The 25,884-nt window shown below is 36.5% G+C and carries 30 protein-coding genes and 1 pseudogene; 24 read left to right on the top strand and 7 right to left on the bottom strand.

Going from position 1 to position 25,884, the window contains the following annotated elements; genetic code table 11:
- Positions 1–51 precede the first annotated feature (51 nt).
- From KFD70_RS16700 to KFD70_RS16665, 8 genes are all read left to right on the top strand, one after another.
- A complete protein-coding gene (locus KFD70_RS16700) occupies positions 52–459 on the top strand; it encodes a YjdF family protein (protein WP_336450024.1) in 408 nt (135 codons plus the stop codon).
- Between the two features lie 140 nt (positions 460–599).
- On the top strand, positions 600–1,013 hold the full coding sequence (locus KFD70_RS16695; protein WP_336450616.1) for a BrxA/BrxB family bacilliredoxin: 414 nt from the start codon (positions 600–602) through the stop codon (positions 1,011–1,013).
- A 554-nt stretch (positions 1,014–1,567) separates the two neighbouring features.
- A complete protein-coding gene (locus KFD70_RS16690) occupies positions 1,568–2,347 on the top strand; it encodes a transporter substrate-binding domain-containing protein (RefSeq protein WP_336450023.1) in 780 nt (259 codons plus the stop codon).
- A gap of 37 nt (positions 2,348–2,384) precedes the next feature.
- A complete protein-coding gene (locus tag KFD70_RS16685; protein ID WP_336450022.1) occupies positions 2,385–3,044 on the top strand; it encodes an amino acid ABC transporter permease in 660 nt (219 codons plus the stop codon).
- Positions 3,037–3,759 (top strand): amino acid ABC transporter ATP-binding protein, encoded by a 723-nt coding sequence (locus KFD70_RS16680; protein WP_336450021.1) that lies wholly within the window; start codon positions 3,037–3,039, stop codon positions 3,757–3,759. The genes KFD70_RS16685 and KFD70_RS16680 overlap by 8 nt, the downstream gene beginning before the upstream one ends.
- A 100-nt stretch (positions 3,760–3,859) precedes the next feature.
- Entirely contained in the window at positions 3,860–4,828 is a 969-nt protein-coding gene (locus KFD70_RS16675; protein WP_336450020.1) for an aromatic acid exporter family protein, read from the top strand.
- Positions 4,829–5,033: 205 nt separating this feature from the next.
- Positions 5,034–5,594: a L,D-transpeptidase gene (locus KFD70_RS16670; RefSeq protein ID WP_336450019.1), complete on the top strand. Its 561-nt coding sequence runs from the start codon at positions 5,034–5,036 to the stop codon at positions 5,592–5,594.
- 63 nt (positions 5,595–5,657) lie between these two features.
- Entirely contained in the window at positions 5,658–5,897 is a 240-nt protein-coding gene (locus KFD70_RS16665; RefSeq protein WP_336450018.1) for a DUF3894 domain-containing protein, read from the top strand.
- A gap of 124 nt (positions 5,898–6,021) precedes the next feature.
- Here KFD70_RS16665 and prli42 read toward each other — a convergent pair whose 3' ends face one another.
- The gene (prli42, locus tag KFD70_RS16660; protein WP_016116231.1) at positions 6,022–6,114 is read right to left on the bottom strand and encodes a stressosome-associated protein Prli42; all 93 of its coding nucleotides are present in this window, start codon (positions 6,112–6,114) and stop codon (positions 6,022–6,024) included.
- A 201-nt stretch (positions 6,115–6,315) separates the two neighbouring features.
- On the opposite strand from prli42, the gene KFD70_RS16655 reads away from it, so the two are divergent.
- Both KFD70_RS16655 and KFD70_RS16650 read left to right on the top strand, forming a co-directional pair.
- Positions 6,316–6,861, top strand: coding sequence for a GNAT family N-acetyltransferase (locus KFD70_RS16655; RefSeq protein ID WP_026049154.1), 546 nt, complete (start codon positions 6,316–6,318; stop codon positions 6,859–6,861).
- Between the two features lie 127 nt (positions 6,862–6,988).
- Positions 6,989–8,107, top strand: a complete 1,119-nt coding sequence (locus KFD70_RS16650) for a tripeptidase T (protein ID WP_336450017.1) — start codon at positions 6,989–6,991, stop codon at positions 8,105–8,107.
- Positions 8,108–8,160: 53 nt separating this feature from the next.
- On the opposite strand, the gene KFD70_RS16645 is transcribed toward KFD70_RS16650, so the two are convergent.
- On the bottom strand, positions 8,161–8,367 hold the full coding sequence (locus tag KFD70_RS16645; RefSeq protein WP_336450016.1) for a hypothetical protein: 207 nt from the start codon (positions 8,365–8,367) through the stop codon (positions 8,161–8,163).
- 160 nt (positions 8,368–8,527) lie between these two features.
- Here KFD70_RS16645 and KFD70_RS16640 point away from each other — a divergent pair, with 160 nt between their 5' ends.
- Complete coding sequence (locus KFD70_RS16640; protein WP_336450015.1) at positions 8,528–9,766, top strand: DNA polymerase IV; 1,239 nt, start codon at positions 8,528–8,530, stop codon at positions 9,764–9,766.
- Between the two features lie 48 nt (positions 9,767–9,814).
- Here the strand turns inward: KFD70_RS16640 and KFD70_RS16635 are convergent, their stop codons facing one another.
- Positions 9,815–10,066, bottom strand: a complete 252-nt coding sequence (locus tag KFD70_RS16635) for a DUF3932 family protein (RefSeq protein ID WP_336450014.1) — start codon at positions 10,064–10,066, stop codon at positions 9,815–9,817.
- A 188-nt stretch (positions 10,067–10,254) separates the two neighbouring features.
- Here KFD70_RS16635 and rnz point away from each other — a divergent pair, with 188 nt between their 5' ends.
- From rnz to sdaAA, 4 genes and pseudogenes are all read left to right on the top strand, one after another.
- Positions 10,255–11,178 carry a ribonuclease Z gene (gene rnz / locus KFD70_RS16630; RefSeq protein WP_336450013.1) on the top strand — a complete coding sequence of 308 codons (924 nt, stop codon included), beginning with the start codon at positions 10,255–10,257 and terminating at the stop codon, positions 11,176–11,178.
- A 284-nt stretch (positions 11,179–11,462) separates the two neighbouring features.
- A pseudogene (locus KFD70_RS16625) lies at positions 11,463–11,827 on the top strand (PTS sugar transporter subunit IIC); the annotation flags it as partial.
- A gap of 48 nt (positions 11,828–11,875) precedes the next feature.
- Positions 11,876–12,535 carry an L-serine ammonia-lyase, iron-sulfur-dependent subunit beta gene (gene sdaAB / locus KFD70_RS16620; RefSeq protein WP_207993132.1) on the top strand — a complete coding sequence of 220 codons (660 nt, stop codon included), beginning with the start codon at positions 11,876–11,878 and terminating at the stop codon, positions 12,533–12,535.
- An 18-nt stretch (positions 12,536–12,553) separates the two neighbouring features.
- Entirely contained in the window at positions 12,554–13,432 is an 879-nt protein-coding gene (gene sdaAA, locus KFD70_RS16615) for an L-serine ammonia-lyase, iron-sulfur-dependent, subunit alpha (RefSeq protein WP_336450012.1), read from the top strand.
- A 52-nt stretch (positions 13,433–13,484) separates the two neighbouring features.
- Here sdaAA and proI read toward each other — a convergent pair whose 3' ends face one another.
- Positions 13,485–14,324 (bottom strand): pyrroline-5-carboxylate reductase ProI, encoded by an 840-nt coding sequence (gene proI / locus KFD70_RS16610; protein ID WP_336450011.1) that lies wholly within the window; start codon positions 14,322–14,324, stop codon positions 13,485–13,487.
- A 167-nt stretch (positions 14,325–14,491) separates the two neighbouring features.
- Here proI and KFD70_RS16605 point away from each other — a divergent pair, with 167 nt between their 5' ends.
- Together KFD70_RS16605 and KFD70_RS16600 are read left to right on the top strand one after the other, a co-directional pair.
- On the top strand, positions 14,492–15,445 hold the full coding sequence (locus KFD70_RS16605; RefSeq protein ID WP_336450010.1) for an MBL fold metallo-hydrolase: 954 nt from the start codon (positions 14,492–14,494) through the stop codon (positions 15,443–15,445).
- A 9-nt stretch (positions 15,446–15,454) separates the two neighbouring features.
- Complete coding sequence (locus tag KFD70_RS16600) at positions 15,455–16,249, top strand: SDR family oxidoreductase (protein WP_336450009.1); 795 nt, start codon at positions 15,455–15,457, stop codon at positions 16,247–16,249.
- A 29-nt stretch (positions 16,250–16,278) separates the two neighbouring features.
- Here the strand turns inward: KFD70_RS16600 and KFD70_RS16595 are convergent, their stop codons facing one another.
- Positions 16,279–16,464 carry a YqzH family protein gene (locus tag KFD70_RS16595; protein ID WP_336450008.1) on the bottom strand — a complete coding sequence of 62 codons (186 nt, stop codon included), beginning with the start codon at positions 16,462–16,464 and terminating at the stop codon, positions 16,279–16,281.
- Positions 16,465–16,689: 225 nt separating this feature from the next.
- Between KFD70_RS16595 and argC the strand changes: the two genes are divergently transcribed.
- From argC to KFD70_RS16565, 6 genes are all read left to right on the top strand, one after another.
- The gene (gene argC, locus KFD70_RS16590) at positions 16,690–17,727 is read left to right on the top strand and encodes an N-acetyl-gamma-glutamyl-phosphate reductase (protein WP_336450007.1); all 1,038 of its coding nucleotides are present in this window, start codon (positions 16,690–16,692) and stop codon (positions 17,725–17,727) included.
- 12 nt (positions 17,728–17,739) lie between these two features.
- Positions 17,740–18,963, top strand: coding sequence for a bifunctional glutamate N-acetyltransferase/amino-acid acetyltransferase ArgJ (gene argJ / locus KFD70_RS16585; RefSeq protein ID WP_336450006.1), 1,224 nt, complete (start codon positions 17,740–17,742; stop codon positions 18,961–18,963).
- Positions 18,964–18,974: 11 nt separating this feature from the next.
- Positions 18,975–19,742: an acetylglutamate kinase gene (gene argB / locus KFD70_RS16580; RefSeq protein WP_336450005.1), complete on the top strand. Its 768-nt coding sequence runs from the start codon at positions 18,975–18,977 to the stop codon at positions 19,740–19,742.
- Positions 19,739–20,899, top strand: a complete 1,161-nt coding sequence (argD, locus tag KFD70_RS16575) for an acetylornithine transaminase (RefSeq protein ID WP_336450004.1) — start codon at positions 19,739–19,741, stop codon at positions 20,897–20,899. The genes argB and argD overlap by 4 nt, the downstream gene beginning before the upstream one ends.
- A 12-nt stretch (positions 20,900–20,911) precedes the next feature.
- Positions 20,912–21,865: an ornithine carbamoyltransferase gene (argF, locus tag KFD70_RS16570; RefSeq protein ID WP_336450003.1), complete on the top strand. Its 954-nt coding sequence runs from the start codon at positions 20,912–20,914 to the stop codon at positions 21,863–21,865.
- A gap of 127 nt (positions 21,866–21,992) precedes the next feature.
- Positions 21,993–22,166 carry a hypothetical protein gene (locus tag KFD70_RS16565; protein WP_336450002.1) on the top strand — a complete coding sequence of 58 codons (174 nt, stop codon included), beginning with the start codon at positions 21,993–21,995 and terminating at the stop codon, positions 22,164–22,166.
- A gap of 23 nt (positions 22,167–22,189) precedes the next feature.
- Here the strand turns inward: KFD70_RS16565 and KFD70_RS16560 are convergent, their stop codons facing one another.
- On the bottom strand, positions 22,190–22,636 hold the full coding sequence (locus tag KFD70_RS16560) for a MarR family winged helix-turn-helix transcriptional regulator (protein WP_336450001.1): 447 nt from the start codon (positions 22,634–22,636) through the stop codon (positions 22,190–22,192).
- Between the two features lie 71 nt (positions 22,637–22,707).
- The gene (locus tag KFD70_RS16555) at positions 22,708–23,478 is read right to left on the bottom strand and encodes a GDSL-type esterase/lipase family protein (RefSeq protein ID WP_336450000.1); all 771 of its coding nucleotides are present in this window, start codon (positions 23,476–23,478) and stop codon (positions 22,708–22,710) included.
- A 282-nt stretch (positions 23,479–23,760) separates the two neighbouring features.
- On the opposite strand from KFD70_RS16555, the gene cpdB reads away from it, so the two are divergent.
- Positions 23,761–25,884, top strand: a 2,124-nt coding sequence (gene cpdB, locus KFD70_RS16550; protein ID WP_431613247.1) for a bifunctional 2',3'-cyclic-nucleotide 2'-phosphodiesterase/3'-nucleotidase, incomplete at its 3' end; no start/stop codon positions are given.

Below are 25,884 nucleotides of genomic sequence, written 5' to 3'. Positions count from 1 at the left end.
TCCCCTCCGGGATGTCCAGTATTTCTAATTTTTTCTAAGGAGGGGCTGTCGATGCAATTGACAGTATATCACGATGGTCAATTTTTTGTGGCAATGATTGAGAATACACATAAAGGGACTTTATACGCAGCAAAGTATATTTTTGGTGCTGAGCCATCGGACGAAGAGATACTTTTATTTGTAAATAATACGATGCTAACATATTTTAATCACTTTGCCAGATGTGGTATTCAAGTGAAAGAGAAAAAACGTCCGAAAAGTATAAAACGTATTATAAGAGAAGCAGCAAAAGAAATGCATACAAAGTGCTTTACGAAAGCTCAAGAAGCAATTAGTTTATCTTATGAATTGCATAAACAAGAAAAACGAGTGCAATCTAAGGAACAACGTGAAGCAGAAAAGAGGAGAAAACGTTTTATAAAAGTGCAAAAAGCAAAGAAAAAACATCGTGGTCATTAAGAAAACACGTCTTAGAATTTGCTCTAAGACGTGTTTTCTCTTATGCAAGTAAGTTTACTTGTATTTCTGAAACGGATACTGGTAAGATACAAATAGATAGATCTAGAGGAGGGAAACCCTTGATTAACTTTAACTTTTTTATGAATGACGTTGTTCGTCAAGCACGTGAGGAAATCGTAGCTGCCGGTTATACAGAATTAACAACACCAGAAGCAGTGGAGGAAGCATTCAAGAAAGATGGTACAACACTTGTAATGGTAAACTCAGTATGTGGTTGTGCAGGTGGTATTGCTCGTCCTGCTGCTGCACATTCTGTACATTATGATAAACGTCCAGATCACCTTGTGACAGTATTTGCAGGGCAGGACAAAGAGGCAACAGCGCGTGCGCGTGAATATTTTGAAGGATATCCACCATCTTCTCCGTCTTTTGCATTATTAAAAGATGGAAAGATTGTAACGATGGTTGAACGCCATGAAATTGAAGGACACGATCCAATGCAAGTTATTGCAAAATTACAATCGTATTTTGAAGAGAATTGCGAAGAGGTTTAATAGGGTAGAAAAAAGTGGTACAGACACTCATGTGTTTGTACCACTTTTTTTTGTATCTTGCTGGTTTAGAGAGGAACGAGAAAGATAGGTAGTAGATAAATTTGGACACTTCCTAGTATTGAAAGACTATATATCCATTTTAATTTTTTGACATATAAGTTGATGCTATGAAAAATAAAAGAGGATGTTCTCTCTCTATTTTTACTTGGCATGGGGTAGAAGAGGATCTGACCGCTTCTATGCATGACTGAATCCTCTTTCCCACAAAAAGAAAGGGTTTTTGTATTTAGATTTATATAGAAAATTTTACTTTAATGGTTAATAGAATTTGAATTTCCTTCTTCTTACTTGCATATCATGAAAGAGAATATACATAAAAAAGATTTATTATGCAGTATTTTATACATGAAAAACATATCGAATGTAGATTATAAATAAAAATATCATTTATTTTTATTTTAATTATTGCATAAAAATAAAAACGCTGATACAATACAAACATCGAATAAAAATTCTATAAAACTTTTAAATATACATTGTTAGGGGGAAGAAATATGAAAAAGTTATTATCACTTTCATTTGCACTTATTTTAATCGTAAGTATGTTTAGTGCTTGTAGTAAGGGAGAAACAAAAGAAGCGAACACAAATAAGAAAGTACTTATTATGGGAACTTCAGCAGACTATAAGCCTTATGAATATGTAGAAGCTTCAAAGAGTGATGAAATTATCGGTTTTGATGTAGATATTGCAAAGTACATTGGAAAAGAACTTGGTTATGAAGTGAAAATAAAAGATATGGATTTTGGAGGATTATTAGCATCTCTTAACTCAGGAAAAGTTGATTTTGTGATGGCAGGTATGACACCAACTCCAGACCGTAAGAAGAATGCGGATTTTACAGATATATATTTTGTTGCTAAAAATATGATCGTTTCGAAAAAGGATTCTGGCATTCAATCATTACAAGATTTAAAAGATAAAAAAGTAGGGGTGCAAACAGGTTCTATTCAAGAGGAAAAAGCAGAGGAATTCAAAAAGCAAGTAGACTTCCAGGCAGAAGGTCGTGACCGCATTCCAGAAATCGTGCAAGAAATTCAAGCTGGACGTTTTGATGCTGCTATTTTAGAAGATACAGTTGCTAAAAATTATTTGGAAAAAATGAAAAGTTTACAAGGCATTGAAATTCCGGAAGCACCAGAAGAGGTAGGAGCGGCAATTGCTCTTCCAAAAAATAGTGATAAAACAGCAGAATTTAATAAAGTAATTAAGAAGATGCAAGAGAATGGTGAAATGGATAAATTAGTGAAGAAATGGTTTGGCAGCGAGAAATAAGCTGCCTTTCTATTTTCAATGAGGGGAATGACAAAAGATGAACCTAGATTTTTCGGCAATTACGCCGTCGATACCATATATATTAAAGGGCCTAGAAGTTACCCTGAAAATTGTAGCAGTATCTGCTTTAGCTGGTTTTATATTAGGAACGCTATTAGCACTTTGCAAGATTGCTAGAATAAGAGTATTAAATATCGCAGCTGATTTATATACATCTATATTTCGTGGTACACCGCTCGTCTTGCAATTAATGATTATATATTTCGGTGTTCCGCAAATGATTGGATATGATATACCTGCATTTTTAGCAGCAGTACTTGCATTTAGTTTAAATTCGGGTGCATATATGTCAGAAATCATTCGTGCAGGTATTCAAGCAGTTGATAAAGGACAAACAGAAGCTGCAATGGCATTAGGTGTTCCATATGGAAAAATGATGAGAAATATTATTTTGCCACAAGCATTAAAAAATATATTACCAGCGCTTGTAAACGAATTTGCAACACTTACAAAAGAGTCAGCGGTAGTAACAGTAATTGGTGCTACAGACTTAATGCGCCGTGCTTATATTGTAGGTGGTGAAACGTTTAAATATCTTGAACCGCTATTATTTGTCGGACTTGTTTATTATATTTTAGTAATTATTCTTACATTTGTTGGGAAGGCAATTGAAGGGAGAATGAAGAAAAGTGATTAAAATTGAAAACCTTCATAAATCATTTGGACAAAATGAAGTATTAAAAGGAATTACGACAACAATTGAAAAGGGGGAAGTTGTTGCGATTGTTGGACCGTCTGGATCAGGAAAATCAACATTTTTACGTTGCATGAACGTATTAGAAACACCCACGAGTGGTGACATTTGGATTGGGGATGAAGAAGTAACGAATCCAAAAACAAACATTATGAGTGTTCGTGAAAATGTTGGAATGGTGTTTCAACACTTTCATTTATTTCCTCACATGACCGTATTAGAAAATATTACGTACGCACCTGTAAATGTAAAAGGAGTAGCAAAACAAGAAGCGGAGAAAAAAGCGAAGGAACTTCTTGAAAAAGTAGGGCTGCTCGATAAAAAGGATGCATATCCAAACCGTCTTTCAGGAGGGCAAAAGCAGCGTGTAGCAATTGCCAGGGCTTTGGCAATGGAGCCAGAAGTCATGCTTTTTGATGAACCAACATCTGCACTGGATCCTGAAATGGTAAAAGAAGTATTGGAAGTAATGAAATCTTTAGTAACGACAGGAATGACGATGGCCATTGTAACGCATGAAATGGGGTTTGCAAAAGAAGTAGCTGATCGTGTGCTTTTTTTAGATGGTGGGAAGCTTGTTGAAGATGCAAATCCAGAACAGTTTTTTTCAGCACCAAAAAGCAAACGGGCACAAGAATTTTTACAAAAAATATTGTAACATGTAAAAGTTACGTGAATAATAAGGAGAAAAGGATGACAGCTTGTCATCCTTTTTTTATACTTATCGTAACTACGTTTATACATATAGGAGCAATGATATGTTTAGAATTGGATATCGTACAGTGAAAACAGCAGTTGGAACAGGTGCGGCAGTTTTTATTGCGCAGCTATTTGGTTTAGAATTTTATAGCTCCGCGGGGATTCTTGTTATTTTGTGTGTGCAAAACACGAAACGAAAATCGCTTCAAGCCTCCTTGCATCGGTTTTTAGCTTGCTTATTATCGATGGTGTTCTCGTTTGGTATTTTTGAAACAATCGGTTATACACCGCTTGCAATTAGTTTGTTATTACTTACTTTTATCCCGACCGCTGTTATGCTTAAAATTCAAGAAGGAATTGTTACAAGTTCAGTTATTGTCATGCATTTGTATTCATTAAAACAGATTACGTGGTCAGCGATTGAAAATGAAATTGCAATTTTAACAATTGGAATTAGCGTGGCTTTATTGGTAAATATGTATATGCCAAGTGCGGAAAAGAAATTAAAAGGCTATCAGGAAAAAGTAGAATGGAATTTTAAAACCATTTTATTCGAGATGGCTGTATATTTACGAAATCGGGATAGTACATGGTCTGGAAAAGAATTAATTGAAACAGAGGACATTTTGAAGGAAGCAAAAGAGTTATCTTTTAAAAAACTTGAAAATCAATTTATGCGAGAAGATGATTATTATTATCGATATTTTGATATGCGTAGACAACAATTTGAAATTTTAGAACGGATTATGCCTCTTGCTGCTTCATTATCGTGGTCATATGAGCAGGCAGGTATGATTGCGGAAGTAATTGAAAATGTGGGGAATTCGATTCGCCCTGAAAGTACGGGGCTTATTTCACTTAGACAATTACAAGAAATGCGAGAGATTTTTAGAGAAATGCCACTTCCTGAGACCCGTGAAGAGTTTGAAATGCGTGCGAAGCTCGTTCAACTGGTTTATGAAATGGAGCAATATTTACTCATTAAAAGTCGTTTTAAGGGGAAGGATAATGTGAAAGTACTTATATAAATCCAAATTATAAAAACAACATAAAACCATTTTTTAGGTGGGCGAGAGCATCCGGCCATGCATAGAAGCGGACAGTGCCTTTTTTAGCTCCATGCCGAGTGAAAATAAAAGAGGAAATAAGTGGAGATTAGTTTTTGTTTTCATAGCCGCATCTAATATGTCTAAAAATTAAAGTGGATTTATATATAGAAGGAAGGAATGAATCATGTCGTATCTTCTATCCTTGCTATTATGTTTTTCTCTTTCACCAATTTGGCCTCTTGGAGATAACCCGCGGGTCGGAGATCCATTCATTATTGTAAATAAGCAGACGAATAAGCTTGCTTACATTAATGATGGGAAAATTCAAAAGGTCTTTCCTGTAGCGACAGGAAAAACAAACAAATTAACGCCAGAGGGGACATTCGATGTTGTAATGAAAGCAAAAAATCCTTATTATATTGCAAAGAATATCCCTGGTGGATCGCCCAAAAATCCCCTTGGATCTAGATGGATCGGGTTTAACGCGCGGGGGACTGATGGGAGTAAATATGGCATTCATGGCACAAATCAGCCAAGCTCAATTGGAAAATATATTTCGCAAGGGTGTATTCGGATGAAAAAACAAGATGTGGAATATTTATTTGATCGTATTCCGATTGGAACAAAGGTGTCGATTGTGAAATCAAAAAAAACGTTCCAGCAACTTGCGAAAGAAAAAGGAGCTATCGCCTATGAAAAGGTCAACCTACAAGTTGGCTTTTTCTTTTCTTTTAAGGTGTCTTGACATGTGTACATAACCATGCGTTAATGAGAATATACAAAGATAATAGGAAAAGGGGTTGCTTATATGTACTTGAATCCAAGGCTTTCTTATATGCAATTTTGTATTGGTTTTCTATTCATTGTTACCTTCATATTGGCAACTTTTAATATATGTTCTTTTCTCGTATCCATTGTATTCATGGCACTTCTGAATGTAACCTTTGTTATAGGAGCGTTTCAGCAGAAACATTATACAAGCTTTGTTATGGCCCTTGTGATGGCTTTTTCATTTAGTATCGTAGCGATTCTACTCATAATAAAATAAAATATATATATGATTCTTTAAAATAATGTGGTGATTGAGCAGGCTGTTTATTTTCTAGTCAGGAGAATAAACAGCCTATTTACATAAACGTAGGAAATAAAAAAAGACGAGCACGTCGTCCTTTTTACCAAAACATACTTGCTCCAGCAAGCAATGTTGTTACAAGCATTGAAATTAGCATAACGTATATCATAACTTTTTGTGCTTTTTTATTCATATTAGGGCCTCCTTGCAATCATTACAACTTTATTGTAACGAGAAACGAAAGTATGGACAAGGGGAGAGTAAGGACAAAATTCGAGAAGTGTATATAAAATAGAACAGGAAAATTCAAAGTGCATAGAGAATATAAAAGGATGGACACAAGTTTTTTCGGTGCCTTTTTTAAAAGTTTTGCAAGCTGAAGAATGGAGATCCGATGATGAAAATATATGAAACAGAACGTTTGCAATTAAGAGAAATTGACGAGTCGTATGCAGAGCAAGTTCTTCAATATTACGACAAAAATCGTGAGTTTTTAAAGGCGTGGGAAGAATATCGACCAGATGATTTTTTTACACTGGACTATCAAAAGAAACGATTGCAAAAAGATAGAAAAGAGTTTAAGGAAGGGAAAATTATTCGATTATGGATTTTTAAGAAAGGCGATAATAAGAATATTATTGGGTGCATTTCTTTCAATTTAATCGTGAGAGGTATTTATCAATCTTGCGTTTTAGGCTACAAATTAGATAAAGATGAATTGAATAAAGGATATACGACAGAAGCGCTTAGAAAAGCAATTGATGTCGCTTTTCAAGAATTTCACTTACACCGTATTGAAGCTCCGATTATGCCTCGTAATTTAGCATCTATTCAAGTTGTAACGAAGATTGGATTTCAATATGAAGGGGTGTCCCGGAAAATGTTAATGGTGAATGGGATTTGGGAAGATCATATGCGTTGGGTCCTTTTAAATGAGTAGAAGAAAGCAGATGGTTATCTAGATGTGTGAACCATCTGTTTTTTATCTTGTCTTTCGAAACTTTTGCGAAATTCTGTTATAATTAACAATGTTACATACATAATGGTAGTGCAGGAGGCGCATTTTCATGATTAATCAAGAACGTTTAGTAAATGAATTTATGGAACTTGTTCAAGTAGATTCTGAAACAAAATATGAAGCAGAAATTTGTAAAGTGTTAACAGAAAAATTTACTGCTTTAGGTGTTGAAGTATTTGAAGATGACACAATGGGTGTAACTGGACATGGAGCGGGTAACTTAATTTGTACTTTACCAGCAACGAAAGAAGGAGTAGAGACAATTTATTTCACTTCTCATATGGATACAGTAGTTCCTGGTAAAGGAATTAAGCCTTCTATTAAAGATGGTTATATCGTATCAGAGGGTACTACAATTTTAGGATCAGACGATAAAGCTGGATTAGCATCCATGTTTGAAGCAATCCGCGTTTTAAAAGAGAAAAATATCCCTCATGGGAAAATTGAATTTATTATTACAGTTGGTGAAGAATCAGGCCTTGTTGGTGCGAAAGCATTAGACCATGAACGTATTACAGCAAAATATGGTTATGCATTAGATAGCGATGGAAAAGTGGGCGAAATTGTAGTTGCAGCACCAACACAAGCAAAAGTAAATGCGATTATTCGCGGAAAAACAGCTCACGCTGGTGTGGCACCTGAAAAAGGTATATCTGCAATTACAATCGCAGCAAAAGCAATTGCAAAAATGCCACTTGGTCGTATTGACTCTGAAACAACTGCAAATATTGGTCGTTTCGAAGGTGGCACACAAACAAATATTGTTTGTGACCATGTGCAAATTTTCGCAGAAGCTCGCTCTTTAGTAGATGAAAAAATGCAAGAGCAAGTTGCAAAAATGAAAGAAGCATTTGAAACAACTGCAAAAGAAATGGGCGGTCAAGCAGATGTTGAAGTAAAAGTTATGTATCCAGGATTTAAATTTGCTGACGGCGATCATGTTGTAGAGGTTGCAAAACGTGCTGCTGAAAAAATTGGTCGTACGCCTTCTCTTCACCAAAGTGGTGGCGGAAGTGATGCAAACGTAATTGCAGGGCATGGTATTCCAACAGTAAACTTAGCAGTTGGGTATGAGGAAATTCATACAACAAACGAGAAAATTCCTGTTGAAGAATTAGCAAAAACAGCTGAATTAGTTGTAGCAATTATTGAAGAAGTAGCGAAATAATTGTAAGGAAAACAAAAAGAGCGTGTAACCTATAGAAGGTTACACGCTCTTTTTCATTTAGATTCAATTGTTTTTACAAGGCGAATGAGCCGATAGAGAAAAATCCATGGGAGTATATATGTTGTTGCGACGTGCACTAGGTGAGGGAGAAGTGTGAAGGTGTTAACATTAATATTGAAAACTGGTAGTAATAAATAGTTAATCGCAATAATTAATATAATAACGAGGAAGGTGTAGTTGAGGTTCCTATGTTTTTTCATAATCACCACTCCTTTTACAGTATTATCCATATTTAATATAAGTATGTCAAAAATAGAAGTAGGAAAGAATATAGTTTTTGTAACGGAATCGTTCCATTATTTTTGTGGAATTTGATATAATAAGAATAGGGAACGAATGTTCTTTTTGGGGGTGAGAAATATGCGAGAAATGTATCCGAAAAACGGTCGTGTTATTTTGCATGTGGATATGAATTGTTTCTTTGCATCAGTTGAAATTGCGCATAATTCGTCGCTACAAGGAAAGCCATTAGCAATTGCAGGGAACGAAAAAGAACGAAAAGGAATCATTGTAACATGTAGTTATGAAGCGAGGGAATATGGGGTGCGGACAACAATGCCACTTTGGGAAGCAAAGCGATTATGTCCAGAGTTAATTGTAAAGCAGCCAAACTTTAAATTGTACCGCGAAGCGTCATTTGAGATGTTTCAAATCCTTTCACGTTTTACTGAAAAAATACAGCCAGTTTCTATAGACGAAGGTTATTTAGATATAACAGATTGTTACGGATTAGGTACGCCTCTCGAGATTGCTGAGATGATTCAACAAGCGCTATTAACAGAATTACAGTTGCCATGCAGCATTGGAATAGCGCCAAATCTCTTTCTGGCGAAGACTGCGTCGGATATGAAAAAGCCGCTTGGTATTACAGTATTTCGAAAACGAGATATTCAGGAGTTACTTTGGCCACGTCCTGTTGAAGCGATGCATGGAATTGGTGAGAGAACAGCAGAAAAGCTAAAAGAAATCCACATACATACCATTGAACAGTTGGCAAAGGGAGAAGAACATTTGATACGTGCGAAAATAGGAAAGCATGGCGTTGATTTACAAAAAAGAGCAAAAGGTATGGATGATAGAGAGGTTGATCCAAATCAAATGGGGCAACATAAAAGCATCGGGAATTCCACAACATTTTCAAAAGATATGGATGGAGAGAAAGAATTGCTCGATATGTTAGAGCGATTATCGAAATCGGTTAGTAAAAGGTTGCAAAAACGTACCCTTGTCAGCTATAACATTCAAATTATGATTAAATACTATGATCGGCGTACAATAACACGAAGTAAACAATTAAAAAATGCGATTTGGGAAGAGCATGATATCTTTCAAGCCGCTTCACGTTTGTGGAAACAACATTGGGATGGAGATCCGATTAGGTTGCTTGGTGTTACAGCTACTGAATTAGAGTGGAAGACAGAGTCAATGAAGCAACTGGATTTATTTTCATTTGAAGAAGATGCGAAAGAAGAACCACTGTTAGCTGTAATTGATCAAATCAATGATAAATATGGGATTCCTATTTTGCAAAGAGGAAGTCAGCTATTTCGAAAACAGGAGAAATCGTTTCAGCAGAAGTTACGAAATAAATTTATGTAAAAAGTGTCATGGTAATTCAGTACTCATGACACTTTTTATTTTTATAGATTATGAGATAGAAGGATTTTCATAAATCACAATTTCTGAATTATTTGCCGTTGAAATACGTTGTGCATAATATGTGATAGAGGAAGAAATATATTCCGGTAACGTTTGATTTGTATGCAATGTTGTGTACTCATGGATTAACTCTTTTAAAGTCGTCCATTCTAGTTGTGCTGGGTGATCAGAAACGAAAGAACTTACCCAGCGGTCAAATGAAGATGAAAAATCAGTTTGTAAACGAAATACTTCTTTCATAGTTAAACGCTCCCTTTATTTATGGTACAACTATTTTACTACAAAACACGAACGATTGCTATTTTTTTATTTGTATCGTTCGTGTAATCTAGTCGTCTAGATGAGTAGTTCATGGGAATTCATTTGCCATTTGAAATAACATTCCGTAAGATGGAAGGTAGATTCTATAAAGAGCTGGAGGAAAGAAAGTGGAATTTGTATTTTTAGGAACTGGTGCAGGCGTCCCTTCAAAAGGAAGGAATGTCTCGGCAATTGCTTTACAGTTGTTAGAAGAACGAGGGGAAACGTGGCTATTTGACTGTGGTGAAGCAACGCAACATCAAATTTTACATACATCTGTGCGCCCGCGTCGCATTGAAAAAATATTTATTACACATTTACACGGTGATCATATTTTTGGTCTACCTGGTTTATTAGGAAGTCGCTCTTTTCAAGGGGGAACAACTCCATTAACGATTTATGGACCAAAAGGAATTAAGCAATTTATTGAAGTGGCCTTGTCAGTGAGTACAACGCACGTTAAATATCCACTTGAAATTGTTGAAATTACAGAGGAAGGAATTGTTTTTGAAGATAAGCAATTTTCTGTAGAAATGAAGCGATTATCACATGGGATTGAATGTTTTGGATATCGAATAGTAGAGAAAGATATACAAGGACATCTCCTTGTTGAGAAATTGTTAGAAGAAGGCGTGAAGCCAGGTCCAATCTTTAAACGTTTAAAAGATGGTGAGACAGTAGAGTTAGATGATGGAAGAGTTTTACATGGTAAGGATTTTATCGGTCCACCCCAAAAAGGAAGAATTATTACGATTTTAGGAGACACACGTTATTGTGAAGCTAGTCGTCAGCTAGCACAAGATGCAGATGTACTTGTGCACGAAGCTACATTTGCAGCAGAAGATGAAGGACAAGCACATGATTATTTTCATTCTACAACAGAGCAAGCAGCTCGTATTGCAGTGCAAGCAAATGTAAAACGGTTAATTTTAACTCATATTAGTTCTCGTTATCAAGGAGACACTTATAAGGAGTTATTAAAAGAAGCACAAACATTGTTTGCGAATACAGAAATTGCAATGGATTTAAAACATTTTCCAGTAGAACGGTAATATTTTACAAACAATGGCAACATAGGTTTGCCATTGTTTTATTTGTAATAAAAATTTTTTTCTTTATTAAATAGATGAATCTGTTATTATTTGATAGCTATATGAGATAATACAGAAACTTTAAAGATTTTGAATGTATAGGAAAAAATACAAAGTATCGGTTGTTTTAAAAAGCTGTTATATAAATAAATTTATATAATATTAGTACAAGAGAGAGGAGTGGTTATGAATTCAGAAATTTTAAAATTCAATAAAAGTAAGCGTTTCATAAAAAACAAGCTATAATGAAGTTTGGTGATAAGAGAACGACGATTGCGGTTGCAATTGAGCCACTTACGCAAGCTGATTTAATTTCAGCAAACCAATTCCAGTCTATGTGACAAACTTTATTGGTGGTGCGACAGCCGGTATTATTATTTCCATGTTCGATCTTGTAAATAATGCAACAGGAACAGCAACGTCAATCGCCGGACTTATGGTTATGTATGGCTTTAATGATCCAATGAAAGTAACGCTATGTTTCTTATGTATTATGGTATCTGGTATTATTTCAGGATATATTGGCTCACTTCTATTCAAAAACTATCCAATTCGTACGGCACAGCAAATTCGTGGTACGGGAGGGAAGGCAACAGAATCGGCAGCTTAATAGAATAGTAGTAAGTAATTTTTCATAAAAGATTTAGGGGGAATCATGATGAAATATCGCTCAGTATTTGATATTATCGGTCCAGTTATGATTGGACCGTCGAGTTCACATACAGCAGGTGCAGCAAGAATGGGGCAAGTTGCTCGTCAACTTTTCCGTCATGAACCAGAAAGAGTTACAATTTCGTTATATGGCTCGTTTGCAAAAACATATCGTGGTCACGGTACGGATGTAGCGTTGATTGGTGGAATACTAGGATTTGAAACAGATGATACACGTATCCCAAGTGCGCTAGAAATTGCAAAAGAGCGTGGGATTGAAGTGGACTTTATTGAAGAAGAAGCGAATGCGCCACATCCAAATACAGCAAGAATTCGTTTGTATAAAGGAGAAGAGGAGATTGAAGTGGTTGCTTGTTCAATTGGTGGCGGTAAGATTGAAGTGGTAGAATTAAATGGATTTGATTTACAGCTATCGGGAACAAGTCCGGCACTCCTTATCGTGAATAATGATCGCTTTGGAGCGATTGCATCTGTAGCTTCTATACTTGCGAAACATGAAATTAACATTAGTACAATGAGTGTTTCACGTAAGGAAAAAGGAAGAAGAGCGCTTATGGTTATTGAAACGGATGAATTATTGGCAGACGAAGTGATTGAAGAAATAAAAGGACAATCAAATATTTGTCAAGTAACTATTATGGACTAATTGCAGGGGGGACGCACCATGTTTCGGAACGCAGCGGAACTAGTGGCACAAGCTAAAGAACAAAATGTAAAAATTGCAGAAATTATGATTCAATGTGAAATGGAGACAAGAAGTATCTCTCGCGAAGAAGTACTTGCTGGAATGGAAAAGAACTTAGTCGTGATGGAACAAGCAGTAGAGCGTGGTATTCGCGGTGTTAAATCGCCAACTGGTTTAACGGGCGGCGATGCGGTTAAAGTACAGGAGTATATGAAGAGCGGAAAAGGCTTATCTGGACATACGATTTTGGATGCAGTGAGCAAAGCGGTTGCAACAAATGAAGTAAATGCAGCGATGGGGATTATTTGTGCAACACCAACAGCTGGATCAGCTGGAACTGTACCAGGCGTACTGTTTGCACTTAAAGAAAAATTACAGCCAACACGTGAAGAAATGATTGAGTTTTTATTCACAGCTGGAGCATTTGGTATGGTTGTTGCCAACAATGCTTGTATTTCAGGTGCAGCTGGAGGTTGTCAAGCTGAGGTTGGTTCAGCAAGTGGAATGGCAGCGGCAGCAGCTGTTGAAATGGCAGGAGGAACGCAGGAGCAAGCAGCTACAGCGATGGCGATTGCTTTAAAAAATATGCTAGGGTTAGTATGTGATCCAGTTGCTGGACTTGTAGAAGTTCCTTGTGTAAAACGTAATGCAGCAGGTGCTTCAAATGCAATGATTGCAGCGGATTTATCACTAGCTGGTGTAACAAGTACAATTCCATGCGATGAAGTGATTGAAGCGATGTTTAGAATTGGACAAACAATGCCTGTTGCTCTTCGTGAGACAGCAGAAGGTGGACTAGCAGCAACACCAACAGGACGTCGCATTCAAGAAGAGATTTTTGGAAAGAGTAGCAAATAAGAGAATGTAGTTGTGATACAAGGAGCTCAGATTTATTTTCTGAGCTCCTTTATTATTTTTCTTTTGTTAATTGTTCTAATGTTTTTCCGAGTTCATGAGATCGTTTTGTAGCTTGTGTAATACATGAGATAAGTGCTTGTTGGAAATCAAAGCTTTGTAACACTTCAATGCCAGCTTCTGTCGTTCCACCTGGAGAAGTAATTTCTTTTCGTAAAATAGAAGGATGTTTTGTATTCGCTTTAAGCATTTCAGCCGCACCGATCATTGTTTGCAAAATAAGCGATTTAGCCACAGCCTCTTCTAAGCCGATTTGTTTTGCAGCCTCTTCCATTGCTTCAACTACGTAATATACGTATGCAGGACCACTTCCAGATAGTGCAGTAACAGCATGCATATGATCTTCTTCTACCACTGAAACAAGGCCAATTGTTTCGAATAAAGATTTGGCAATATGAATATGTTGCTCTGTTGCATGCAAGGATGGAGATATAGCCGTAGCTGATTTTAAAATAGTTGCTGAAGTATTTGGCATTGCACGGATAATCGGAACCTTTTTTTGAAGCAGGCTTGTAATCGAACTTGTAGAAACACCTGCCATTAATGAAATGACGAGTTGATTATTCTTTATATATTTTTTTATAGGTTGAAGTGCTTCTGAGACGTCTTTTGGCTTCATTGCCAGGAAAACAATATCCGCATGAGTAAGTAGCTCTTCTTTGTTAAGTGTTCCTTTAACATGATACTTTGTATGTAATTCCTGTAACCTTGTTTCATTAGAGCGGTTACTTACTGTAATTTGTTCACCCTTTACGACATTTGCATCCAATAAACCAGCAATTATTGCTTCAGCTATAGATCCAGCACCCAGAAAGGAAATTTTTTGAATAGACATGATGAAGCCTCCTTCATTTTTGTAAGAAAAACTTATAAATTTACATACATTCGTTTTATTATAGAAAACACCTTCTTTTTGTCTGAAAATAATGACAAATTTTTATAGAAGTTGTAAACTGAAGAGGGATTCATTTTTGAATCGGAGAGAGACAGGGGGGCATAAATATGCTAGCAATTCACCGAATGGAGATTCCTGTTCCATTTGCAGTTGAGACAGTGAATGTGTTTTTAGTAGAGGGAGAATCATTAACATTAATTGATACAGGGACAAATACAAAAGAGGCAAAATCGGCATTAGAAAAACAATTAAAGACTTTAGGTTACAAGATAGAAGACATTGAAACAGTAGTGATTACACATCATCATGCTGATCATTGTGGGCTTTTAAACACATTTTCTGAGAAGACGAATATTGTAGGCCATCCGTGGAATGAACCATGGATTACGCAGGATTCTCAATTCTTGAAACGTTATCAGCAATTTTTTAAAGAAGCCGCATTACAGTTCGGAGTTCCGGAAGCATTTTTTAAAGGGGAAGCATTACTTACGACGAAAACGCTTAAATATTCTTGTAATAGATCGTTAACACATACTGTACGAGAGGGAGACAGTATTGAATCTTTACCTGAGTTTACAGTTATTGAAACACCAGGGCATGCTTCGACTCATATTTCATTATACAGGGAGCGAGATGGGTTGCTAATTGGTGGAGATGCTTTAATTAGTCACATTTCTTCGAATCCGATATTAGAACCCCCATATGAAGGGCAGACAGAACGGGCACAGCCTTTACTACAATATAATCAAACATTAAAACGTTTAAGTAACATGAAGATTTCACGCATTTTATCAGGTCATGGTGAAGATATTGTGAATGTGAACGAGCTGATAGAAGGAAGGTTGCAAAAGCAAGAAACACGTGCGTTTAAAGTATTAGAATTACTAAAAGAAAAACCGATGACAGCCTTTGAAGTATGTGTGAAATTATTCCCTGTATTATATAAAGAGCAATTGCCACTTACGATTTCAGAAACAGTTGGACAATTAGACTTTTTAGCATATAATCAACAAGTGATGATTGATGAATCGTCGCCACAATGGATTTATTATGCAAAGTAGGTGACAGCAATGATAGGACGTTTACAAGAAAAAGTAATCGTCATTACAGGTGCTTCTAGTGGAATTGGGGAACAAGTTGCGATGCAAGTGGCAGTAGAGGGCGCAATTCCTGTATTGATAGCACGAACAGAAGAAAAACTACGAGTATTAGCAGAAAAGATTAAAACGACTTACAATAAGCCTTGCTATTATTATGTATTAGATGTAAGTGACGAAGCAGAGGTTAATACTGTTTTTGCAAGAGTATTAAAAGATGTAGGGCAAATAGATATATTGGTAAATAATGCGGGTTTTGGTATTTTCAAAACGTTTGAAGATGCCTCCATGGCTGAAGTGAAAGATATGTTTCAGGTTAATGTATTTGGGTTAGTCGCTTGTACGAAAGCGGTATTACCTCATATGTTAGAGAGAAATAATGGACAAATCATTAATGTTGCTTCGTTAGCAGGGAAAATTGCAACGCCAAAATCTAGTGCGTATGCAGCAAGCAAACATGCGGTATTAGGGTTTACAAATAGCTTACGCATGGAACTAACGAATACAAATATTCATGTGACAGCAATTAATCCAGGGCCAATTGATACAAACTTTTTTGATATTGCGGATCAATCCGGTACATATGTAAAAAATATGGGGCGTTACATGTTAAAGCCAACATACGTAGCGGAGCAAATTGTCAAAGCGATGCAAACGAAAAAGCGTGAAGTGAATTTGCCGAAATGGATGAGTGTCGGACCAAAAATTTTTGCGTTATTTCCGGGTTTGTTTGAACGTGTAGCAGGTAAATCATTAAGTAAAAAATAGGAGATTTCCAAATGGAAATCTCCTATTTTTTACTTTCCCGTAATATATTCATAAACAATATCCTCAATTGCTTCGTATACATCGATATTAGGTTTTGACCGAATCATTGTTTGGATGCTTTGAATTAAAACTTCCTCATCCTCTTTTGAAACAGGTCTGCATTGATATTGCCGAAAACTTTTTATCAACATCTTCTCGATTAATTTTTCATTCATGTTTTTCTCCGCTCATATATATAAATGTATTGTTTTTATTGTACTTGAAGTATATAAAAAATACTAGTATACATTAATGTTGTATAAAAATTCGCGTAAACTTATTGCTTTTCTAGAAAAATTACGAATTTAAAACTTTTAAAATTAATAAATATTTAATTGACTTTATAAATATACAATATTATAATCATACTTAATTTAAAGAATCGATATAAGGAGGAGCATATGAAAGTCGCGATTATTGGAGCAACTGGATATGGAGGAATTGAGTTAATCAGGTTGTTACATCAACATCCATATTTTTCGATAACATCTCTTCACTCTTTTTCACAAGTAGGAGAACAAATAACAAATACATATCCGCATTTGCGAAATTTTATTGTCCATACATTACAAGAAATCGACGTGGATGTGATAGCGAAGGAGGCTAGTATTGTATTTTTAGCAACGCCGGCAGGGGTTTCAAAGGAGCTGACGCCGCGCTTGCTAGCGGCGGGCTTAAAAGTTATTGACTTATCAGGTGATTTTCGTATGTTGGATCCTCATGCATATGAAAGATGGTATAAAAAGCCTGCTGCAAAGGAAGAGATTCTTCAAAAGGCGGTGTATGGATTAAGTGAATGGAAAAAATCAGCTATTCAAGAAGCAGAATTAGTTGCAAATCCAGGATGTTTTGCAACAGCGGCACTATTAGCAGCCGCGCCATTGATGCAGGGCAGGATGATAGAGGAAGAATCACTTATCATCGATGCGAAATCAGGGGTGTCAGGAGCGGGAAAAACACCGACAACATTCACTCATTTTCCAGAGCTGTATGATAATTTCCGTATCTATAAGGTAAATGAGCACCAACATGTTCCAGAGATTGAGCAAATGCTTACTGAGTGGAATGTGCAGGCGAAGCCAATTACATTTAGCACACATTTAATTCCAATATCAAGAGGGATTATGGTTACTCTCTATGCAAAAGTAAAACGAGATGTCAGTGTACAGATATTACAGAAGCTATATGAAGAAACGTATTGTCATGCTCCTTTTGTTCGTATCCGTCCTAAAGGGGAGTTTCCAAGTCCAAAAGAAGTAAGGGGGTCAAATTATTGCGATATTGGAGTAGCTTATGATGAACGAACAGGACGTATTACAGTTGTTTCTGTAATTGACAATATGATGAAGGGAGCTGCTGGGCAAGCAGTTCAAAATGCAAACCTATTAGCAGGGTTAGAGGAAACAGAGGGATTACAATATATACCGCTCTATCTATAAGGGGGAAGAATGATGATTGGAGTAGATTCTATTATAAAAGTCGCAAGTGGATCAATTGTAACACCAAAAGGTTTTTCGGCGATTGGGACTCAGGCTGGATTGAAAAAAGGGAAAAAAGATATGGGAGCAATTGTTTGTGATGTCCCTGCTAATTGCGGAGCTGTGTATACAACAAATCAGTTTCAAGCCGCGCCGGTACAAGTGACGAAAGAAAGTATCGCTGCGGAAGGGAAATTACAAGCAATTGTTGTAAATAGTGGAAATGCCAATGCTTGTACAGGAATACAGGGATTACAAGATGCGTATGAAATGAGGACGTTGGCTGCGAAACAATTTCATGTAAAAGAAAATCACGTGGCAGTTGCTTCAACAGGTGTCATTGGCGTTCCTTTACCAATGGAAGCGATTCGCACTGGTATTCTCTCTCTTATACCATCGAAAGAAGAAGAGAAAGCAACTGCATTTTATGAAGCGATTGTAACAACGGACCTTGTTACAAAGCAATCGTGTTATCAACTCATGATTGAAGGAAAAGAAGTAACGATTGCAGGAGCCGCAAAAGGTTCTGGTATGATTCACCCGAATATGGCGACAATGCTTAGCTTTATTACAACAGACGCAAATATAGAACAGGGAGCAATCCAGCGAGCATTATCAGAAGTTACGAATCATACATTTAATCAAATTACTGTGGACGGAGATACGTCTACAAATGATATGGTCGTTGTGATGGCAAGTGGGTTATCAGGGACGACCGCTATTGATACAACTCATGCAGAGTGGGAAAAGTTTATGTTTGCTTTGCAAAAGGTATGTGAGGACTTGGCAAAGCAAATTGCTAAAGATGGTGAAGGTGCTACTAAGTTAGTTGAAGTAAATGTATACGGAGCACAAACGGTAGAAGAAGGGAATAAGGTTGCAAAACAAATTGTTGGCTCAAGTCTTGTGAAAACAGCAATGTATGGTGAAGATGCAAATTGGGGCCGCATTATTAGTGCGATTGGGCAAAGTGGAGTTGCGATTGAACCTACCACTGTTGATATTGTTGTTCAGTCTATTTCTGTTTTACAAGGGAGTGAGCCGCAAGTGTTCCTTGAAAAGGAAATGAAACAAAAATTAGAGCAACCTGAAATCGTTATAGATGTTCATTTACACCTTGGCGAAGAAAAAGGAAGAGCTTGGGGCTGCGACTTAAGTTATGAATATGTGAAAATAAATGCTTGTTATCGCACGTAAGGAGAGAAAAAATGAGCGAGTATATCGTAGTAAAATGCGGTGGTAGTATGTTAGATCGTTTAGACCATGTGTTTTTTGAGTGTATAAAGCAGCTGAAACAAAAGTATCAAGTTATTGTTGTTCATGGTGGGGGACCAGACATTGATGCAAAGCTAAAACAAGCTAATATTCCAATTGAAAAAAAGAATGGGCTACGTGTGACAACAAAAGAAGTAATGAATATTGTTCAAATGGTTTTATGCGGAAGTACGAATAAAAAAGTAGTGATGAATTTTCAAAAGCATGGTTTGCATGCAATTGGAGTCTCTGGTTGTGACGGGAAATTACTTGGGGTTCAGCCACTTGATGAGGAGATTGGATATGTTGGTGAAGTTAGCAGTGTAGAGACTTCTCTATTAAAAGGATTACTAGATTTAAATTATATTCCGGTCATTGCTCCGATTGGAATAAGAGGAGATCAAGTTTATAACATAAATGCAGATACTGCTGCAGCAGGAATTGCATATGCGCTCGGAGCAAAAGAACTGCTCTTTATTACGGATGTAGACGGTATATTGTGTGAAGGAGAATTATTAAAGAATACGGATGAAACAGAGCTTTTACAGCTCATAGAAGAAGGAGTTATTACAGGGGGAATGATTCCAAAGGTACAGGCAGCTCTTACCTCAATAAAGATGGGAGTTAAGCATGTCAGCATTGTAAATGGTACAAAAATTTTTATCGGAACATCGGGTGAATGGATTGGAACGACAGTAACAAAAGGGGTGTGTATCGGATGAATAGCCATATATTTCCGACATATGGGAGACGCAGTATTGAAATTGTTCAAGGAACTGGGACAACGGTTATAGATGAGAATGCGAAAGAGTATTTAGATTTTACTTCTGGAATCGCTGTATGTAATTTAGGGCATTGTCATCCTGTGCTTGTAGAAGCAATGACAAAGCAATTACAGGAAATTTGGCATATATCTAACCTTTTTCCACACAAGGTACAAGAAAAGGTAGCTGCACTATTAACAGAGGGGCGTGATTTAGATTATGTGTTCTTTTGTAATAGCGGAGCGGAAGCGAATGAAGCAGCGCTTAAATTAGCACGTAAGCATACAGGAAGATCTCTTGTTTTAACATTTCAGCAGTCTTTTCATGGTAGAACGTTTGGAACAATGAGTGCAACTGGACAAGAGAAGGTTAAAATGGGGTTCGGACCACTTCTGCCGTCTTTTTTACATATTCCTTTTAATGACATAGAAGCGCTTAGGGAGGCAATGAATGAAGAAGTAGCTGCAGTTATGGTAGAAGTTGTTCAAGGAGAAGGAGGCGTCTTACCTGCTGATATCCCTTTTTTACAAGAGATAGAACAGTTATGTAGACATTATGGAGCCCTTTATATAATCGACGAGGTACAAACCGGAATGGGAAGAACAGGAACATTATTTGCTTATGAACAGACGGGAACATCCCCAGATATTGTTACAGCGGCAAAAGCGCTTGGAAATGGTATTCCGGTTGGGGCAATGCTTGGAGGGAAAGAGCTTATGGCTGCATTTACAGCCGGAGTGCATGGCTCTACCTTTGGTGGAAATTATATGGCAATGACAGCAGCGAAAGAGGTGCTACAAATTATAAAGCAATCATCTTTTTTACAAGAAGTTAATGTAAAAGGAGAATATTTACTACAAAAACTAAAAAAAGAATTCCATGATCTGGAATGGATTACTGATATTCGCGGAAAAGGCCTTATGATTGGAGTCGTTTGTAAGTGTGACGTCGCATCAATGATAGAACAGTTAGAACACGAGGGTCTTCTTGTATTACAAGCTGGAACCAATGTTTTACGACTTTTACCACCGCTCATTGTAACGAATGAAGAAATAGATAAAGCAGTAAATATAATGAAAAAAGTCATTTGTTCGCAAAAATCATCAATATTATAAGGGGGATTTTCTATGTCAACTATTCAAGTACCGAAATTACAAACGAAAGATCTTTTAACATTGGAAGAACTAGCACAAGAGGAAATAATTGCGCTAATTGAATTTGCTATTTATTTAAAACAGAATAAGCATGAACCTTTATTGAACGGGAAAATATTAGGACTCATTTTTGATAAACATTCAACTCGTACGCGTGTTTCTTTCGAAGCGGGGATGGTACAACTCGGTGGGCATGGAATGTTTCTAAGTGGAAAAGAAATGCAGCTCGGCAGAGGAGAAAGTGTTGCAGACACGGCAAAAGTATTATCCCATTATATTGATGGGATCATGATTCGTACATTTTCACACGCGGATGTAGAGGAGCTTGCGAAGGAAGCAAGTATTCCTGTTATCAATGGATTGACAGATGATCATCATCCGTGTCAGGCATTAGCAGATTTGATGACAATTTATGAAGAGGTCCATACATTTAAAGGAATTAAACTAGCTTACGTAGGCGATGGAAATAACGTATGCCACTCTTTACTTTTGGCAAGTGCAAAAGTCGGTATGCATATGACAGTAGCCACTCCCCCAGGATATGAACCAAATGAACAAATTGTAAAGCGTGCACTAGAAATTGCAAATGAGACAGGAGCGAATATTGAAATTTTGAATAACCCGGAGTTGGCAGCGAAAAATGCAGATTTTATCTATACTGACGTTTGGATGAGTATGGGGCAAGAAGATACGGAAGGGAAATATAATTTATTCGAGCCGTTTCAAGTGAACGAAAAACTTGTTCAGCATGCGAAAGCGACGTATCGTTTCTTACATTGTTTACCTGCTCATCGTGAAGAAGAAGTAACAGGAACAATTATAGATGGGCCTTCTTCCGTTGTCTTTGAGCAAGCGGGGAACCGATTGCACGCTCAAAAAGCATTATTAGTAAGTTTATTTCAAAATGCGAAAAACCTTTCTAAATAGAGAGGTCTTCCATATATAATTTATGAAAAGACACGTGTTACAGTATATAAATTGCTTGTACAACTATAAAGAATGTCACATTCATTTTCTACCTTGAATATGTTTAAGGAAAAGGGGGAGAAGATAAATGTATTATTACTATGTACCTCAAGTATATCCATATATGAATTATTATCCCGCTCCTTATATACGGCAACAGGTTGGAGTATATCAACAGGCGCAACCTTCTCAGGGAAGAAGACCGTACTTAATGACATGGCCATATTCAAATTCATATTATGGAAATTATTATGAATCATAAAGCTGCTTCTTTTGGAAGCAGCTTTACACGTTTGTTTTCAAAATTAAATTTTGAATGGTTTGAAGCGAGTGAATGAGTTGTTCACGATCGCTTTCAGATAATGTTTGAAAGTTTTCTTTTAATTTGTCTAAAATAAATTGTTGATACTGACTTACTAATGATCTCCCTTCAGCCGTAAGAGAAATTAAAATGACCCGTCGATCTTTTTCGCTATAATGACGCTCTATGAGTTCTTCCTGAATCAATTTGTTTAATAGAGGTGTCATGTTTGGCCTTGAAATCGCCAACCGCTTTCCGATTTCTGACACTGCTAATGTGCCACGTTCATGCAATAGCAGTAACACCTGTGTATGTGACGGTGGCATGTGCCTTTGTGAAGAAAATTCTCCAGGAAGCATAAATTTACGATAAAAAAGAGGCACTAACGAAAGAAGATGATCAACAATACGTTCCCACTCACGTGATTCCATATAAAGGCCCCCTTCCATTATCATTGTAACAAAAAAGGTATCGTATAAAAATAGAATTGTTCGGCTTACCCTCAATATTTATAGGATAATACTTGCTTTGTAAATGCATTAGCGATAATCTCATAGCCTTTATCGTTTGGATGTACTTGGTCGTATAGTAAATCTTTCTTATCATTTGATATTAACTTTCGAATTGGTAAAACAATGGACGGTTGATTCGCTTTTGAAATTGCATAAACTGCATCATTCCAGCCATCTAAAAACATATCTGCATAAGAAGCAATTGAATCATCGAGTTGTAAAGGATTATAGAGTTCAGATAGAATGAGTAAAGCATTCGGATTCAGGTTCCGAACTGTCTTTACAATGTTTTTTACGTCTGTTTCAAAATGAGCCTTTTCTTTATTTAACATTTTAATACCATCTATAACACCTACATCGCGATTTAAACGAAATAAATTATTTCCTCCAATATTAATGGTAATTATATTCGCTTCTTTAATTTTTTGTTGCACTTCTTCTGCCTGAACTTTTTGAACGAGACGATCTGTTGTAAGTCCATTTACTCCAAGGTTTTCCACTCTAATCGGTTTATGAATTTGTTCCTCTATTTGTTTGGAAGCTAATTCAGCAAACCCTCCTTGTGTCGAGCCATATCCCTTTGCAAGCGAATCACCTAACACAAGATGATAAAACGAGTCATTCGTTTGTTTGTCAATCCAATGAGGAGTAGATGATGCTGATTTTTCTTTTTGTTTTGTTGTCTCATCGTTCTTTTCAAAATGTGAATAAGAAATGATTAGAAGGAGGAGACAAACAATAATTAAGATGACTTTTTTCATAAATCCATCCTCCTTATAATTGGTAATTGTATCATATTCAGCTGCATAAGCAATGGAAGGGCTTATTATATCTTTATGGAAAGTTTACAATAACTTTACAGAAATTTTGTAGAAATATGTCAAAATGAATTGACGATATGAAAGTATGTTGGATATGATAATGTCAGATAAGTGAAGATACGTCGCTCTAATATGAAGAAAACAGAGAATACCTTATTAGAGTTTGATGAGAAACTCATTTTATTTGTTTTTGAAGGGACAATTTTATAAGGGGGATTTTTTGTGAAGAAGTCAAAGAAAGTGTTAGCGGGGACAACTCTTGCATTAGGCATTATGGCTCCGCAAGTGTTGCCAACAGTTGCTCATGCAGAGGGACAAGCAGAGGGGAGTACAGTTAAATTACGAATCTTAGAAACTTCTGATATTCATGTTAACTTAATGAACTACGACTATTATCAAACAAAAACGGATAATAAAGTCGGCCTTGTTCAAACTGCGACCCTTGTTAACAAAGCACGTGAGGAAGCGAAGAACTCTGTGCTATTTGATGATGGAGATGCGATACAAGGAACACCGCTTGGGGATTATGTGGCGCAAAAAGGTTTGGATGGGGACTATGTTCACCCTCTATATCGTTTAATGAATTTAATGAAGTATGACGTCATTTCTCTTGGGAACCACGAATTTAACTATGGCTTGGACTACTTAAATAAGGCAATTAGTAAAACACAGTTCCCAGTTATTAATTCAAATGTATACAAAGAAGATGGCGATAATAATGAAGAAAACGATAAAAATTATTTTAAACCATACCATATTTTTGAAAAAGAAGTAGAAGATGAGTCTGGTCAAAAGCAAAAAGTGAAAATCGGTGTAATGGGCTTTGTACCACCGCAAATTATGGGGTGGGATAAAGCGAATTTAGAAGGGAAAGTAAAAGCGAAAGATATTGTGCAAACTGCGAAGAAAATGGTTCCAAAAATGAAAGCCGAGGGTGCAGATATCATTGTTGCATTAGCGCACTCTGGCGTTGATAAAAATGGTTATAATGCTGGGATGGAGAATGCATCCTATTATTTAGCGAAAGTTCCTGATGTGGATGCGGTGTTAATGGGACACTCTCATACAGTAATAACGGACAATTTTAACGGTGTTCCAGTTGTAATGCCAGGTGTTTTCGGAAGTAATTTAGGTATTATTGATATGGAACTGAAAAAGGTAAACGGTAAGTGGGAAGTTCAAAAAGATAAATCGGTTCCAAGTGTCCGTCCAATTTCTGATAGTAAAGGAAATGCGTTAGTAGAATCTGATAAGAGATTAGTTGATGAAATCAAAGATGATCATGAAGCGACAATTAAATATGTAAATACACCTGTCGGTAAAACGACAGCGCCAATTAATAGTTATTTTTCACTTGTACAAGATGATCCATCTGTACAGCTTGTAACGAATGCTCAGAAATGGTATGTAGAAAAGCTATTTACTGAAAATGGACAGTACAGCAAATATAAAGGACTCCCAGTATTATCTGCAGGGGCACCTTTTAAAGCAGGGGGCCGAAATGGTGCAACTTATTATACCGATATTCCAGCTGGAACTTTAGCGATTAAAAACGTTGCTGACTTATATGTGTATCCAAATACACTTTATGCTGTAAAAGTAAACGGCGCACAAGTAAAAGAATGGCTTGAAATGTCTGCAGGTCAGTTCAATCAAATTGATCCAGCTAAAGCAGAAGAACAGTCATTAGTAAATGTAAACTATCCTACATATAACTTTGATATTTTAGATGGCGTAAAATACGAAATTGATGTTACACAACCAGCAAAATATGATAAAGATGGAAAAGTAGTAAACCAAAATGCAAATCGTATTTTGAATATAACATATAATGGAAAGCCGATAGCTGATAATCAAGAATTTATTGTTGCTACAAATAATTATCGTGGTAGTAGTCAAACATTCCCTGGAGTAAGTAAAGGTGAAGTTGTATATCAATCTCAAGATGAAACACGTCAAATCATTGCGAAATATATGCAAGAAACACCTGTTATTAATCCGACAGCAGACCAAAACTGGGCGTTTAAACCAATCGCTGCTGAAAAATTAAATACTACATTTGATTCTTCACCAAATGCACAGAAATATATTACGAAAGATGGAAAAATCTCATATGTTGGTCCGTCTGAAAATGAGTTTGCGAAATATGCAATTGATTTAACGAAAAAGAAGGATGAAGGTAATCCAACAAAACCAGATGGGGATAACAACGGAGATAACCCAACAAAACCAGATGGGGATAACAACGGAGATAACCCAACAAAACCAGATGGGGATAACAACGGAGATAACCCAACAAAACCAGATGGGGATAACAACGGAGATAACCCAACAAAACCAGATGGG

It is taken from the genome of Bacillus pfraonensis (assembly GCF_050768835.1).
Classification (GTDB): Bacteria; Bacillota; Bacilli; order Bacillales; family Bacillaceae_G; genus Bacillus_A; species Bacillus_A pfraonensis.
This window is presented reverse-complemented; position numbering and strand designations above follow the sequence as displayed.